We start from the raw sequence: 16,099 nt of genomic DNA, 5'->3' as shown, positions 1-16,099 counted from the left end.
GAACTAAATTCCAGAAATCCGCATATACTGCGGATTTTGTGAGAATATGAGTGAAGAGTCAACCAAGCCTCATCGACGAAGTCGATTTAAATTGGCTTGGTTGATGCATTCTTGAATTGTTGATTCAAGAATGCATACTATAGGTGATGAAAGTACAGATGCGTTCATGCTTGCATGAAACGCATTTGTACTTTACACCACCGATATCTTGGATAATTGAGAAAGGAATGCAAAAAAATGGAGGCAATCGCAAAACCAGACAAAAGTGCGATTTTTAAAAATAAGGTAAAGACATGGTTTTCCCAACCTCAGAACATAATACTTTTGCTGTTTGGGATTGTTCTTACCTTTAGTACTGTCGCACCAATCGTTGCTATAGTAAAAGACACTTTTGCTATTCATCCCGGTACTATAGATCAGCATCTTACCGGCCGAACAACGGGATATACGGTAGTAAACTATATAGATCTTTTTACCAGCAGACTTGCTGTAACTAATCTTTGGAAACCCTTATTAAATACAATCATCTTATCTGTACTTACATGTTTCATATCAATACTGTTCGGTGGACTCTTCGCATTTTTAGTAACCAGAACAGATATGAAATTTAAAAAGTATTTAAGTTCAATCTTTATTTTCCCATACATCATGCCTCAGTGGACTTTGGCTGTTGTTTGGCAGCACATGTTTTATTCAAATAAAGTTACCGGAACATCAGATGGTCTTCTTGCAGCAATATTCCAGATTTATTTTCCTCATTGGTGGTGCCAGGGTGTGTTCCCAAGTGCAGTAGTTCTTGGCCTTCACTACGCACCCTTTGCTTACATTTTGATAGGCGGAATATTTAAGAATATGGATGCAAATCTTGAAGAAGCAGCAACAATTCTTGATACTCCCAAGTGGAAGATCATGTTCAAGGTAACCCTTCCAATGATCAAACCGGCTATTCTTTCAACGATACTTTTAGTATTTGGAAGTGCAATGGGAAGCTACCCGGTACCTCATTACCTGAGTCTTACAACACTTTCTACCAAGTACATCTCAATGAACAGCAAATACACCGGTGAAGCCAGTATCCTTGCAATCATCATGATGGTATTTGGAGTGCTCATTTTAGGCCTAAACCAGATGAGTTTAAAGAGCAGGAAAAATTACACAACAGTTACGGGTAAATCAGGACAGCTCACCAAGCTAACAATTGGAAAGATTGGAAAATATCTTGTAGGAATAATCTTTATAATAATCACATTCTTTACGAGCATATGGCCAATAGTTCTTTTTGCACTGGAAACATTCCTTCCAAACCCCGGAGATTACAGTTTCCTGTACACAGGAAACCTGGCACACCTCACAACAAAGTGGTGGGTAACTAACGAAAACATTACAGAAAACGGCATGTATGGACAGTCCGGAATTCTCTACAACAAGACCATATGGCATGCGTTCTTTGGAACACTGTTTTTGGCGGTTGTATGTGCACTTATTGCAGGAACCATCGGAACTCTCATCGGTTATGCCGTTGCTAAAAAGAGAAGAAATAAGTGGGCAAACTACGTGAACAACGTTGCATTTCTCCCATATCTTATGCCTTCAATCGCAGTTGGAGCAGCATTCTTTATCCTGTTCTCCAACGAGCATATAAATCTGTTTAACACATATACACTTCTGATAATTGCAGGTGTAGTAAAATACATACCATTTGCTTCAAGAAGTTCCCTTAATTCTATGCTTCAGATAAGTAACGAGCTGGAAGAGGCGGCAATTATCATGAATACTCCGTGGATAAAGAGAATGACAAGGATCATTATTCCAATTCAGAAGTCATCAATTATCAGTGGATATCTTCTTCCATTTATGACATGTCTTCGTGAATTATCCCTGTTCCTTCTTCTTTGTACACAGGGCTTTATCCTTTCAACAACACTTGATTATTTTGATGAAATGGGACTTTACGCATTCTCAAGCGCAATAAACCTGATACTTATCGTCACAATTCTTGTGTTTAACACATTAGTAAACAAGCTCACAGGCGCCAGCCTTGACAGCGGCATAGGAGGAAAGTGATCATGCCAGAAATAGTTTTAGAAAACATAACAAAGCGTTGGGGTAAATTCTTTGGCGTTGATAACGTAAGCCTCAATATTCCCAATAATTCTTTTATCACACTCTTAGGACCTTCAGGATGTGGAAAGACAACAATCCTTCGAATGATCGCAGGACTTGAGACACCTACTGAAGGCAGGATCACAATCGGTGATAAAGTTGTATTTGATTCAAATGCAGGAATCAATGTGCCAGCCAACAAGAGACGAGTAGGCTTTCTTTTTCAGAACTATGCATTGTGGCCCAATATGACAGTTTATGAAAATATCTCTTTTGGCCTTAAGAACATTCATGAAGAAATGCCTGTTTTAGATGTTGAGGCAAAAAGAGCCGGAGACATAATAAGGGCTCTTCAGAATGGCACAAAGATAAAAGAAATTGTAGAAGAGTGCCGCGATAAAAATGGAAAGCTAGATGAGAACAAAGCATATGTAAAGCTTATTGATAATTACAGCCTTTCAATCTATACGGCAAAAGAGCTGTTTGCACTTGGAATACAGCAGTCACAGGATCCTGATACACAGGCCAAGGCAAAAGCTACTGAGTATGAGGCAAAACTTTCAGAGATAAAAAAGAAGCTAAAAAGTGAAGGTAAAGACCTCAACGAAAAGTTCCAGGTTACAAAAGATGGAAATGTAGTCGTTGAAAGCAGAAAGCTTACAAAAGAAGAAATAGATTCAAGAGTAAGAGCCTGCTCCAGAATAGTTAAGATTGGAATGTTTATGGACAGATATCCTGCAGAGCTTTCCGGCGGACAGCAGCAGAGAGTAGCAATTGCAAGAACTCTTGCTCCGGAGCCACAGGTTCTTTTCATGGATGAGCCGCTGTCAAACCTTGATGCAAAGCTCCGTCTGGAGATGAGATATGAGCTGCAAAGACTCCATGTGGAAACGGGTAGCACATTTGTATATGTTACTCATGATCAGATGGAAGCTATGACCCTTGCTACAAGAATATGCCTTGTAAGTAACGGTGTCCTTCAGCAATATGCAGCACCTCTCGATGTTTATAACAGACCTGCAAATCTCTTTGTAGCAGATTTCGTTGGCAATCCTTCAATGAACTTTGTGGATGGAAAAGGAAAACAGCAGCAGGATGGCAGTGTTGTTCTTGATATCTTGGGTGAGCATAAGGCAAAATTTGTTCCAAATGAAAAGATTCTCTTATCTGACTGGAGAGCAGCAAGGGATAAAGAAGATGCTGATAAGCAGGAGTTCGAGCGCCAGAGACTTATGAAGAAAGGCGCTGTTGAAAAGAGCAACAAGGATGAAGTTTTCAAATACCATGTTCAAAAGGTGGAAGAGCAGGACGAGAGTATCATGGACGAACCTGTCATTACAGATGAAGATTTTGTTCTTGGAATCAGACCGGAAGCAATTGATATCGAGCCAAGCGGAAAGATAAATACCAAGATATATGGTGCGATGCCTACAGGTATGGAATCTACCTTAAAGCTCAGAGTAGGAGAATTCCTTCTGACTAGCGTTATCTTCGGTAATTCAATTTATCTGATCGGACAGGATGCTAATATTGATATCAAGGGAAAAGACATTCTTTTATTTGACAGAAAGTCAGGAAAACTTATTACAGCAGGAACATTAGAAATAATGTAATATCAAAAGACCTCTCGCACGGGAGGTCTTATCTTGATGCTTTATGTTGTTTTTTCATTTCATACATTCTTTTGTCTGCAAGTTCTATAAGAGATAGAAGAGAGGTCGTTTCGGAGTAAAGTGCATGTCCAACGGAAGCCTTTACCGTAAACTTAACGCCATCCAGATTTCTAGGGCTATCAATGGCTCTGATGAAGCGCTTTTGAAGTAATTCTATTTCATTTTCTGACTGAAGCTGATGAAGTACAACAAATTCATCGCCCCCGTATCTAAATAGCACACAGTTATCAGATGCAGCAACAGTAAGGCTTTTACAGATCGACTGCAAAACAAGATTGCCATATTCATGACCGTAGTCGTCATTTACAGATTTAAAATCATCCAGATCTATCATGTATAAAACAAAATCAGTATGATTCTGTTTGTACTGTTCTTCATACTGGAGCACAATTTCAGTGTAAGCTCTGCGGTTCAAAACACCAGTGAGCTCATCTGTCTGCGAGAGAGCAGAGAGCCTTGTCTGTTCCTGAACAGCATCGGTAACATCCAAAAAATAACCAATAAGCCCTACAATCTTTCCATCAGAAAAAAGAGGGCACTTGGAAGCTCTTATATTGCGAACTCTTCCCTGAACTATGCATTGTCCGGGGACGTTAAGAACAGATTCTCCGTTACCTATAACCCTGAGCTCAACATTTCTAAATGGCACAGGATCAATATGCCAACCCATGTCTTCATCAGTTTTACCGATTATTTCATCAACTGATTTTAGATTGTAATAATCCAAAAACATCTGGTTGGCGCCAAGGAATCGTCTGTCTGTGTCCTTCCAAAAAATACCGGCAGGAATCAGAGTCATCAAGTTATTTAGTAAATCAGATTCACTTATTTGTTCCATAGTCTTCTTATTTTTATCTGGAGAATTACCTACAATAGTTCAGATTAATTTTAGCATGGTAAAGGAGCGCAATTATAAAGAGATTATTACATCTTAATAAATAATCTCTTTAATATGACAAAAAAGGATACTAATTGAATATTTGTCTATGATAAAATTTAATAGGGTAGGCTAATAATTTCATATTTTTATAAATGTTCGGAGGGCAAGCGATGGACAACTCTTTTCCACAGATAAAGACATTTTTCGGTTTTGGATGCATGAGACTTCCTATGAACGGCTCAGAAGTTGATATTGAACAGTTCAAAGAAATGACTGATTATTTTATCGATAATGGATTCAACTATTTTGATACAGCACACGGATATATTGACGGAAAATCAGAGCTGGCAATAAAGGAGGCTCTTACAAGCAGATATCCGAGAGAGAAATATCTTTTAACAGACAAACTCACAGAACCCTATTTCCATAAGGAAGAAGATATAAGACCATTTTTCCAGAGTCAGCTTGATGCATGTGGCGTTGAGTATTTTGACTTCTACCTTATGCACGCTCAGAATGCTACAAATTTTGAGCACTTCAAAAAATGCAGAGCTTATGAGACTGCATTTGATCTTAAAAAAGAAGGAAAGATCAAGCATGTAGGTCTTTCATTCCATGATAAGCCTGAGGTTCTTGATAAAATACTTACTACATATCCTGACGTTGAGATCGTTCAGATTCAGTTAAACTATGTTGATTATGATGATGCTTCTGTTCAGAGCCGTAAGTGCCTTGAAGTGTGCAGAAAGCACGGCAAGCCTGGTATCGTTATGGAGCCTGTAAAGGGCGGAAGCCTTATAAAGCTTCCTGACGAGGCACAGAAAGTTTTTGATGAAATGCCATCTAAGCTTTCAAATGCAAGCTATGCTATCAGATTTGCTGCAAGCCAGGAAGGAATCCGTGTTGTACTTTCAGGTATGAGCGATATGGCGCAGATGAAAGACAACGTATCTTTCATGAAGGATTTCAAACCTCTTTCAGAGGAAGAGATGGGAGCAGTTGCCAAGGTAACAGCTATCTACAAAGGACTGGATATGATCCCTTGCACAGCATGCCATTATTGCGTAGAGGAAAATCATTGTCCGATGAATATTAAGATTCCTGAATTATTTGCATGTCTTAATACAAAAAATGTCTTCAATGACTGGAACCAGAAAATGTACTACGATCTTTTAACAACCGATGGTGCAGGCAAGGCAAGCGATTGTATAGAATGTGGCGGCTGCGAAAATGTATGTCCACAGCATTTAGAGATCAGAAGTCTTCTTAAAAAAGTTGCATCAGAATTTGAAAAATAATCTAAATAAGACATAAATAAAAGAACTCCATGGTATGTATGGCAAGCATACAGCAAGGAGTTCTTTTTTCTTATATTTTAATCTGAAATTTCCTGATTGGCTTCGTCAGTACTTTCTTTTCCTAAATTGAGCATTGTGGTGATGAAATCCTCTTTTAGGGTGGACATTTGGCTTCTGTCTACGAGACCAAGAGTCTCTCCATTAAGAGTTACAAGGCAGCTGTCACCGTCAACTCTATAAAGAGAAATTGCCAGAGAAGTATTAGCTTCATCGTTAAGAACAATAGTGACAGAGAACTCTTCAGTGCCTGAAGCATTAGTAGAATCAAATTCTTTTACGCTGAGAGAGGTGATGTCGCTTACGATTGTACTTCCCTCGATTTCATAACCATTAACTGTATAGGTAACGATGTCATCGATTGTTTCCGCATCAATAATGTACTGATCAGAATCTATGCTTGCTGTAATGGTCTGAACCTGTGATGCAGAGATATCAACAACTGCTGTCGGGCGAAGTGATTCATAATCATAGCCTGTCAGAGTTTCGTAATCCTCAGCAGTATATGAGTAAATGATCTGTGATTCATCAACTCTTAGATAAATAGTCTCATCATCAATCTTCTTAAAGTACAGATAGTGATCTTCCTCTTCACCCAGGTCATTGTCGTCAGTGAAGTCTGTGTCGTAGCCATATCCCTTTACATGTATGGTCAAAGAAGGTGCATCAAATCCCCAGTTAGAGAGCTCTTCGTCAGTGACACAGTATGTGACGTAATCAGAAAATGTTATATGAGTGAAATACCCCAAAAAGCTTGTGACAAAAGAGTCAGAAAGAGGAAGGTAAGTATCGCCATCCTTTAAATAATAGTTATAGCTTGTAGTATAGTCATATGTAGCATCTTCCTCATATATCAGCGAAAGGTTACTATCTCCTGTAAGTTCAACAGATTCAATCTGCTGGTAATAAGGAATCTCGTCGTTATCAAGATAGTCATCCTTTTCAGAAGAAAGATATTCTTCAATGTCATCGTCAATAAGATATACGGTTCCGCCGTTTATGGAGATATATCGTTTTGAATCCATAGTTGAAAAAGTTCCGCAGGAGAGAGTAGTTTCTCCATCCGAAGTCACAAATGTGATCTCTGCCTCAGGATCATCAAGACCGTACTGGCTGTAATCTTCAACATCCTCAATAATGAAACTCGCATGCACTTCTGCAAAGTTTTCTATCAGGTAAGAAATCTCCTCCTGATCTACAGGAAAAGAATCATCACCTGAATAAGTCCATACATCATCGGTTTTTATGAAGTCCAGTGTCTTATCTTCAAAAGTCCATTTAATCTCTGTCAGACTTTCAGCGTCTGAGGCATAAACAACTTCATCGATAGTTGAAATGCTTTCAACATGCTTTTCGACGGCATTTACTATAACTATCCCGCCGATAATGAGCACGAGAAGTGCACATAATATAATAAGAGTTTTTTTACGCTTCAACTGCTTTTCCCTCCTTCCTTCTTCTGAATACCTCATCTATTCCGTAAACCAGATAGCCAATAGGAAGGATGAAGATCATTATGATCTTAATACGTTTTGCTGCAGTCTCGCTGATGGTCAGATAGTTGTAGTCAAGAGACTTTGATCTGATTGAGATTGTCTCCTCTTCGCCAATCATCCATGAAATTGAGTTCATGATAAAGTCCACATTGGCGCCTGAAGAGTAGGAGTTATATCCATCATCCAGCATTACATCAGATGCAACCCAGACAAGCTTTCCGTCAGTTAACTCACTTGCTACAGACACAGCCAGTGAAAATGGTCCGTCGATATCGCCATCCTCTTTTTCATATGTCTCAAGTGAATAGCCTGCAATCTTTGAGAATGAATCAGCAGATGTAGTCAAAAGAGATGTGACAGTGTAAGAACTTGATGAACTGTCTACATTAAGGCCTGAAGCGATAGGTACAATAACATTGCTCTTTTCATTGATAAGCGCATCTGTAATGTCAGATGACTCTATTTCAGGTAAAAGAATATACGGCTGGGAGAAAGCATAGTAATCCCTGTTTCCTTCTATTACAACACCATCATTTATAGATACGCCAAGGCTTTCGATAATGCCACGAAGGTTAGAAAGATCTGTATCATCCTGAAGAGGACCGGATAGAACAAGAAGGTGCCCTTCGTTTTCTATATAGTCTTCAAGCATTGTTACTTCTTCAGAAGAAAGATCACTAGTTGGTGAATTTATGAGGATCATATCCGCATCCTCAGGTATTTCATCAACATTTAAAAGAGAAAACTCCTCAGTTTCAATATTTGCTTTTTCAAGGCTGTCAGTGAAAGTTGAAGACAGCTCACTTTCTCCGTGTCCTGTAAGGACATAAACCTTAGGGAGATCTTCGGAAACCACATAATCGATAGCTGTAGTTATTTCACTTTCACCATCAAAACTTGAAGAGGCAGAGCCTGTCATGTAATAACTTGAGGAATCGACTTCATAGATGTCGTTGTAGCTGATGAACCTGTATTTATCGCCGCATTCAACCACCAGTGAGTTGTTGGAAACATAGTCCTCAGTGTACTGCTGTGCAAAAGTAGGATACACATCAGGGTTCTTTTTTACGACAGTGATGTGCTCTGACATATCGTCGTATACATCAAGAAGCTTTTCAATTACTGAATCTTCCTGGCCTGATTGAACGATCCAGTAAATAGTCACATCTTTTTCCAGATTGTTTACAACTACCTTTGTTGAGGAAGTCAGGGAGTAAAGCTGCGCTGCAGATATGTCAAACTGAGTGATAGTAGATGGAAGAGCGCTAAAAAGCACGTTTACACCAATAAGTATCAGAAGGACAATGACTGTGATGAGGAAATTGTAGCTTCCGATCTTTGCAGTCTTACTGGTGAGAGCCTCCTTATTTTTATTAAGTGCACTATTAAGAGAATTCTTTATGCTGATCATCCGTTGTACCTCCTCTTTTCAAGGGCCTGAACACATAAAAACAGGAAAAATACGATTACACTGATGTAATAAACAATTCCTGTAAGGTCGAAGATTCCGTTTACGAAAACAGAAAATCTCTCAAAGAGTGATATCTTTTTCATAATATTTGGAAGGAGGTTGTTTAAAAGATCTGAGTTAACAAAGTAAACAACGACTGAAGCTACGCCGCAAACTACGAAGAGCAGTAGCGCCATGATGTTTGATCTGGTCATGTATCTGATAACAAGAGAAAGAATGGCGGCTATAACAATGAGAGATATAAGAGCGCCAACTGCTGTTGCTGAAACATAGTCAGAGAGGCTTGCGCAAAAATAATTAAAGAGCATGAAAGCTACGCATATTCCGGCGGCGATTCCCTGTGAATCGGTCAGCGCTGAAATATACATTCCCATGCTTATAAGTGCCATGCCCATAAATATAAAAGCAATCATTGAGCCGTATGAAGTAGGCAGATACACATCCCCAAACTGCGCAAAGATTAGTGGATAAATACAAATAATTATTATTGGAATGAGGAAAACTACAAACAGAGATAAAAACTTTCCGACAATAATGTCAGTAGAAGTTATAGGGAGAGAGTACAGAAGCTGATCTGTTTTCTGTTTCTTTTCCTCAGAAATAATTCTCATGGTGAGAATTGGGACTATAACGATAAATATGATCGAGATAAAATCCAGTACATATTCGAAATTCGCAACGGATGCATTGATGTTGTATAAAAGAGCTCCTATTCCTGTGAAAAGGAGCAGAAAAGCACCAAAGATATACCCCGTCATGCTGTGGTAGAATAGCGAAAGCTCATGCCGTAATACTGCTATCAATTTCTTTTTCCTCCAAAGTTATAATGTTGTTTTCATCTGATTCTGAAGTGAGCTCCATAAAGATATCTTCAAGGTTTGTCTTTACAGGGTTCAGCTTAAACAAAGGAATATCCTTAACTGCAAAGGCGCGGAATATAGCCTTGCTTATATCTGTAACGTCGCAGTTTTCCACATGGAGCTTCAGGATGTGATCATCATCATTTTCACAGGCTTCAAACCTGGTTATATTCTGGATGTCTTTAAGGATTTCTTTTGCCTCATCGGTGGAAACATCTGCACCAATTTCTATAACACTGCCTGATGATGAGTCTTTTCCCAGATTATCAGGGGTGTCGAAGGCCACAAGCTTTCCTTTATATATAATAAGAACCTTGTCGCAGATGGCTTGAACCTCAGAAAGAATGTGAGAACTGAGGATAACTGTGTGTTTTTGTCCCAAATTGTGGATAAGTTCCCTGATTTCCAGGATCTGCATTGGATCAAGACCAACAGTTGGCTCATCAAGAATGATTATCTGTGGATTGCCCAGAAGTGCCTGAGAAATACCAACTCTCTGGCGGTAGCCCTTTGAAAGGAATTTGATGGGCTTATCCAGGACATGATCGATATTGGTTTCCTTTGCGACACGCTCAATTTCTGCAGGTCTGTCTTTTTTGGAAACTCTTTTGGCCTCTGCAACGAAATCCAGGTATTCTCTTGGTGTCTGATCAACATAGAGGGGTGGAATCTCAGGCAGATATCCAATCAGTTTTTTGGCTTCTTTGCTGTCTTCAAATATGTCATAGTCCCCAATCTTGACGGTTCCTTCTGTTGCAGCAAGACAACCTGTAAGAATATTCAGGGTAGTTGATTTACCGGCGCCGTTAGGGCCGAGAAATCCGTAGATATGTCCGTCTTCAATGGTAAAAGACAAATCGTCTACAGCCAGGGTAGAACCGTAGCTTTTAGTCAAATGATCGACAATGATCAACTCTTTTTCCTCCTTAGTTTTGTATATAGTAAGTCAGAATCTAGAATAAAACCCTTACCTAAAACGAACCTAAAAAGGAAACTCTGTAAAAAAATAATTGAAAAAGTGTATACTATACTTAATTGAAAAAGAAAATGGTATGTATCATCTGGGAGGGAACTATGGCAGATAAACCAATTGGAAGAAAGAAAAATGTAGGAACGGGCGGTTCCGGCGTTCATAGAAGAGGAAAAGCTTTAGGAACAGGACCGGTTGGAAATCCTGATGGATACTCATCTTCAAATAAGAATCCGGGAGTTGGTACGCCTCAGAGATCAGGTGGCAGAAGCCCACTGTTTATGATAATTGTCATTTTGATCCTTGTGCTTGGAGGAGGCGGTGGGCTGACTTCATTCCTTGGAGGTGGTGACAGCTATACAACGGAGGAAACTGCACAGCCTGAGTTTAGCAATACAACAAGCCAGACTACCACAGGAAGCGGCGTATCTTCAACAAGTTCAACAGGCTCAGCTTTGTCTACCCTTAGCCAGCTCTTTGGAGGATACAGTGCATATTCAGGTGGAAGCTCATCTTCAGCAGCCTGGAGCGAGCCTGCAAATACAGGAAAATTAAACACAGCAGTGGATGAAAATGCACGCCCTAAACGCACAACAATCCTTGGAGATGGCGAAGACGTCATTACTATCATGGTTTACATGTGCGGAGCAGATCTTGAATCCAGAAGCGCTATGGCAACAAAGGACATCCAGGAGATGATGGCAGCGAGCCTTGGAGAAAATATAAATCTCATCATCTATACCGGTGGAGCAAGGCAGTGGCAGAACAATGTAATCTCAAGCTCAACCAATCAGATCTATCAGGTAAAAAATGGTAAGCTATCTCTTTTGCAGGATAATATAGGAAACCTTCCTATGACAAAGCCGTCAACACTCTCAAGCTTTATTAAGTGGGCAGCCGGTAATTTCCCTGCAAACAGATATGATCTTATTTTCTGGAATCATGGCGGCGGATCAACAGGTGGATACGGCTATGATGAGAAGTTTGCTTCAGCAGGTTCCATGTCTCTTTCAGGGATAAATACAGCCCTTAAAGATGGCGGAGTAACTTTTGATTTTGTGGGATTTGATACATGCCTCATGGCGACTGTTGAGAATGCCCTTGTGGTCTCTAACTATGCTGATTACCTGGTAGCATCAGAAGAGACAGAGCCTGGCATTGGCTGGTATTACACAAACTGGCTCACAAAGCTGTCACAGAATACATCAATGGACACCCTTAGCATAGGAAAGAACATAATCGACGATTTTACAAATGCCTGTGCCCAGAACTGTCCCGGTCAGAAGACGACTCTTTCAATCATAGATCTTGCTGAGCTCTCACAGACAGTGCCAAAAGAGCTTGCTGATTTTTCAAAAGATACAACAGAGAAGATAAAGGGCAATGAATACGGAGAAGTTTCTACAGCCCGCAGCAGTTCAAGAGAATTTGCAGCATCATCCAAGATAGATCAGATAGACCTTGTGGACTTTGCAATCCGAATGGGAACAGATGAGTCAAAAGAACTTGCGGAGACTTTAAAGAGTGCCATCAAATACAACAGAACAAGCACAAATATGACAAATGCTTATGGCTTGTCCATCTACTTCCCATATAAGAAGACATCAAAAGTCGACTCCATGGTTAGTACTTATGACGCGATAGGCATGGATGATGAGTACGCTAAATGTATTCAGAACTTTGCATCCATGGAAGTTGCAGGTCAGGTTGCATCCGGCGGTACATCAAGTCCTGTTCCGTCACTTTTTGGCGAACTGTCATCACAGGGAAGCGGAAGTGCATCAGCCGAGATGATAACGCAGCTTCTTACAACATTTTTATCAAGTGATTTCAGCAGCATAGATGGGCTTACATCGGGCAATACATCTTTCCTTGGAAAGAGCCTTGATGTTGAGCAGGCTGCCGGCTACATCGCATCTAATCAGTTTGATGCATCGAAGCTTGTATGGACCAAAGCTTCAACTGGCGAAGACGCGATCAAGCTCTCAAAAGATCAGTGGCAACAGGTAAAAGATGTTACATATAAAACCTTCTATGATGATGGAGAAGGATATGTGGAGCTTGGCTGCGACAACGCGATTGAGATCGATGACAACGGATGCCTTCTTGCGCAGTCAGATAAAACATGGCTTTCTATTGATGACCAGATCGTGGCATATTATGTTATTGATGTTCAGGGAACAGAAGATAACTATGCGATCACCGGCCGCGTTCCATGCTACCTCAATGGAGAGAGAACCAATCTTATCATCGTATTTGATTCAGAAAATGAAGATGGCTATGTAGCAGGTGCTTGCAGCGATTATCAGAACGGAGAAACTGAAACTATTGCTAAAAATGCCACAGAATTGGTAGAAGGTGATAAGATAGACTTTGTTTGTGATTTTTACTCATACGATAAGACATTTAACGGTGCATATCTGCTCGGAGAAGAGATGACTGTGACAGGTCCTATGTCCGATATGGTCATTATGAATCTTCCTGTTGGCGAAGGCGATGTTCTTGAAACATACTGCTTCACTGATATTTTCGGGCAGACCTACTATTCACCAACAATAAAGTACTAAAGAACGGATAGTAATATGGAAGAAAAAACAAAAGATTTTCTTGCAGGGCGCGTAAGAGATCTTGCCACAAGGGCATATATGAACAACTTCGTCACCCATACAGATTTTTTGTCAGTCTCTGAGATTGCTATGTTTCATCAGATACTCGCAGCTGAGGGCGTGTCGTCCAATGTCCATGAATACTGCGGTGCAAAGTACATTATATATGGCGGATTTGATGAAGCTGAAAGGGCAATGATATGTTTTTTGCCTGATTACATGGATGAAGAAACATTTCTAATGATGGAAAAAAGTGAATCATCTGTCTGTAGCTGCGTAAGGATTAGGCCGATAAATAAGAAGTTTGCTGATGAATTAAACCATAGAGATTACCTGGGATCACTTATGAATCTTGGGATAGAAAGAGATCAGCTCGGCGATATCTTAACCGGAGATGATGTGGCATACGTATTTGCAACTATGGATATTGCCCGGATGATCTGTAATGAACTGATAAGGATAAAGCATACATCTGTAAAGTGTGAGATAGTCACATCGGATGAATGCAATATAAGACCCAAATTTGAGGAAGTAACAGGAAGTGTGGCATCAGAGAGAATCGATGCGATACTGGCTTTTGTTTATCACCTTTCAAGGTCAGAGGCCCAAAAGCTGATAGAAAGTGAATCAGTATTTATTGATGGCAGAACCGCATACAGCGGTGGATATGATCTAAAAGAAGGGTCCAGAGTCTCTGTCAGAGGGTATGGTAAATTCATATATTTGGGAATGCAGAACACCACCAGAAAAGGCAGACTGTTTATTTCAGTTAATAAGTTCATATGATAAAAAAGGCTTTGAAAGAGGTATGTGCCACTTTCAAAGCCTTTTGTGTTTACAAATTATTCCTATGGTGTTGGTCTTTTTTTTGCCTTTTTCTGCTTGGCTTTCATATCCTCGAGTTCATCAGGAGATATGAACCTGCTGGTTTTAACCACAAAAAGACGCCCGTCTTCAGCTTTTTTAATACGAACCTTAGCTTTCATATAGCCATGCTTATCGCAGGCGGCCACAGCATAATAGTGCTTGCCATTTGGTGTGAACCACTTTATCTTTCTGCGGATATTTTTGTGGCATATATAGCACTTGGTACTCATGATCTCCATATTTTCGAGAATGTCTTCTTTTGTATCAAACTCTCTGGAGATGTATTTCTCATAATTGTCAAAAACAATCTTGATCTCCTGCTTCTTGGTCTTTGGAGTGACATAAGTGTCAAAAGAAATTCTTTGTAAAATTCTTTCGCTAAGAAGTTTGAAAATCTCTGCAGTATAAGCTGCATCAGCCAGAGCCCTGTGAAATGGATAATCAAGATTTATTCCTTTTTCTTCTGCGGCGGTAGAAAGAGAAACACGGGATTTACCATCGTCAAATGAAAGGCTGTATAATTTTTGAACATCATAAAAAGCAAGCGGTCTGTCAGATAGAAGAGGAAGTCCAAAGAAATCCAGGTTGCATTGGAACTCTCTAAGATCAAGAGGGCCCCAACTGCAGAATTTGGGGTCTTCTCCGCACCAGTCTAAAAATTCCCTCGCAGCATCCTGAAAAAGTTCACCTTTTTCAAGATCCTCCATAGAAAGATGAATAAGTTTTCCCGTTATCTTATGCATTTGAGTGTAGACCTGAGGCTTTATAAGTCGTGAAAACTCATCTATCTTTTGTCTTTTTTCATTAAGTTTTATTGCACCGATTTCAACAATCTCAAAATTTAAAGTCTTACCATTTGAGACGGTCGGAGCATCACCTTGATTCCATTCAAGGTCAAAAACAATATAATTACTCATAAAAAGTCTCTTTCAGTTTATTTCAAAAGAATCTGTCAAGCCATGTTGTGGCAAGGTCGATCCATGGAGCAGCGGAAGGAACGTCTTCGTTGCCGCCATTGCTGAGAGTGAGCTTATTTGCAAGTGAAAGTCCATGACCACCTTCAGGGAAAATATGGAGTTCAGTGTTGATATTATTTTCTCTGAGTGCAGTAGCAAATAAAAGAGAATTTTCAACAGGAACGCTGCCATCAGTGAAGGTGTGCCAGATAAATGTCTTTGGAACATCACTGTTTACCTGATTTTCAAGTGACATGTCTTCCTTCATATATTCATATCGGTCACCAAGAAGGTTCTCAATAGAGCCTCTGTGAGCGAATTTGCCTGAAGTTATTACAGGATAGCAGAGCATAAGTCCGTTTGGACGAAGCTTTTCTTTTGAAGAGTCTTTAGTGTCACCAAGAAGCGCTTTGGATACGAAATCTCTTTTCCACATACAAGCATAGCTTGCGGCAAGATGTCCACCGGCAGAGCAGCCTTCGATTATGATCGCATTTTCATCAACTTCCCACTCTTTAGCATTTTCTCTGATAGTGAGGATTGATCTTCCAAGCTCTAAAAGAGAAGCAGGAAAAACAGCAGGTGCACATGAATACCTGAGTATAGCTACGTTTAAGCCTTTTGCCATAAATGCAAAAGCAAGTGGTTCAGCTTCTCTATCTGATGTATATGCATAAGCGCCACCGGGACATAGAAGGATAAGTGGCCTTTTGCTAATGCTTAATGACTCGGATGGTTCCTGTATATAAACATTGAGTTTTGCATAATCCAAAGAACCCTCTTCAGAAATTCTAAATTCTTTATAAATCATCTAAAAATACCCCCAATACTAAGCTCTTTCCTATAAACTATAAAATGAAGA

12 protein-coding genes are annotated in these 16,099 nt (G+C 39.8%); 5 read left to right on the top strand and 7 right to left on the bottom strand.

Annotated elements, in window-relative coordinates:
- Positions 1 to 237: 237 nt before the first annotated feature.
- On the top strand, positions 238 to 2,064 hold the full coding sequence (locus BM146_RS07980; RefSeq protein WP_074886976.1) for an ABC transporter permease: 1,827 nt from the start codon (positions 238 to 240) through the stop codon (positions 2,062 to 2,064).
- A gap of 2 nt (positions 2,065 to 2,066) precedes the next feature.
- Positions 2,067 to 3,716, top strand: coding sequence for an ATP-binding cassette domain-containing protein (locus tag BM146_RS07975; protein ID WP_074886974.1), 1,650 nt, complete (start codon positions 2,067 to 2,069; stop codon positions 3,714 to 3,716).
- 28 nt (positions 3,717 to 3,744) lie between these two features.
- Here the strand turns inward: BM146_RS07975 and BM146_RS07970 are convergent, their stop codons facing one another.
- Positions 3,745 to 4,614 carry a sensor domain-containing diguanylate cyclase gene (locus BM146_RS07970; RefSeq protein WP_083413457.1) on the bottom strand — a complete coding sequence of 290 codons (870 nt, stop codon included), beginning with the start codon at positions 4,612 to 4,614 and terminating at the stop codon, positions 3,745 to 3,747.
- 212 nt (positions 4,615 to 4,826) lie between these two features.
- Here BM146_RS07970 and BM146_RS07965 point away from each other — a divergent pair, with 212 nt between their 5' ends.
- Entirely contained in the window at positions 4,827 to 5,954 is a 1,128-nt protein-coding gene (locus BM146_RS07965; protein ID WP_074886969.1) for an aldo/keto reductase, read from the top strand.
- Between the two features lie 77 nt (positions 5,955 to 6,031).
- On the opposite strand, the gene BM146_RS07960 is transcribed toward BM146_RS07965, so the two are convergent.
- The 4 genes from BM146_RS07960 to BM146_RS07945 are packed head-to-tail and all read right to left on the bottom strand — an operon-like array spanning position 6,032 to position 10,751.
- Positions 6,032 to 7,447, bottom strand: coding sequence for a DUF4340 domain-containing protein (locus BM146_RS07960; RefSeq protein ID WP_074886968.1), 1,416 nt, complete (start codon positions 7,445 to 7,447; stop codon positions 6,032 to 6,034).
- Complete coding sequence (locus BM146_RS07955) at positions 7,437 to 8,918, bottom strand: GldG family protein (RefSeq protein ID WP_074886966.1); 1,482 nt, start codon at positions 8,916 to 8,918, stop codon at positions 7,437 to 7,439. Before BM146_RS07955 ends, BM146_RS07960 begins: the two co-directional genes overlap by 11 nt.
- A complete protein-coding gene (locus BM146_RS07950) occupies positions 8,915 to 9,781 on the bottom strand; it encodes an ABC transporter permease (RefSeq protein WP_074886963.1) in 867 nt (288 codons plus the stop codon). Before BM146_RS07950 ends, BM146_RS07955 begins: the two co-directional genes overlap by 4 nt.
- A complete protein-coding gene (locus tag BM146_RS07945; RefSeq protein WP_083413455.1) occupies positions 9,759 to 10,751 on the bottom strand; it encodes an ABC transporter ATP-binding protein in 993 nt (330 codons plus the stop codon). Before BM146_RS07945 ends, BM146_RS07950 begins: the two co-directional genes overlap by 23 nt.
- Positions 10,752 to 10,912: 161 nt before the next feature.
- Between BM146_RS07945 and BM146_RS07940 the strand changes: the two genes are divergently transcribed.
- Both BM146_RS07940 and BM146_RS07935 read left to right on the top strand, forming a co-directional pair.
- Positions 10,913 to 13,375: a clostripain-related cysteine peptidase gene (locus BM146_RS07940; RefSeq protein ID WP_074886957.1), complete on the top strand. Its 2,463-nt coding sequence runs from the start codon at positions 10,913 to 10,915 to the stop codon at positions 13,373 to 13,375.
- A 15-nt stretch (positions 13,376 to 13,390) separates the two neighbouring features.
- Complete coding sequence (locus tag BM146_RS07935) at positions 13,391 to 14,200, top strand: YlmH/Sll1252 family protein (RefSeq protein WP_074886954.1); 810 nt, start codon at positions 13,391 to 13,393, stop codon at positions 14,198 to 14,200.
- A 62-nt stretch (positions 14,201 to 14,262) separates the two neighbouring features.
- Here the strand turns inward: BM146_RS07935 and BM146_RS07930 are convergent, their stop codons facing one another.
- Positions 14,263 to 15,198, bottom strand: coding sequence for a 3'-5' exonuclease (locus BM146_RS07930; protein ID WP_074886953.1), 936 nt, complete (start codon positions 15,196 to 15,198; stop codon positions 14,263 to 14,265).
- A 22-nt stretch (positions 15,199 to 15,220) separates the two neighbouring features.
- On the bottom strand, positions 15,221 to 16,048 hold the full coding sequence (locus tag BM146_RS07925; RefSeq protein WP_074886950.1) for an alpha/beta hydrolase: 828 nt from the start codon (positions 16,046 to 16,048) through the stop codon (positions 15,221 to 15,223).
- Positions 16,049 to 16,099: the final 51 nt, after the last annotated feature.

Source organism: Butyrivibrio proteoclasticus (assembly GCF_900115735.1).
Classification (GTDB): domain Bacteria; phylum Bacillota; class Clostridia; order Lachnospirales; family Lachnospiraceae; genus Butyrivibrio; species Butyrivibrio proteoclasticus_B.
Note: the sequence above shows the minus strand (reverse complement) of the source record. Positions and strands in the feature narration are given on the sequence as shown.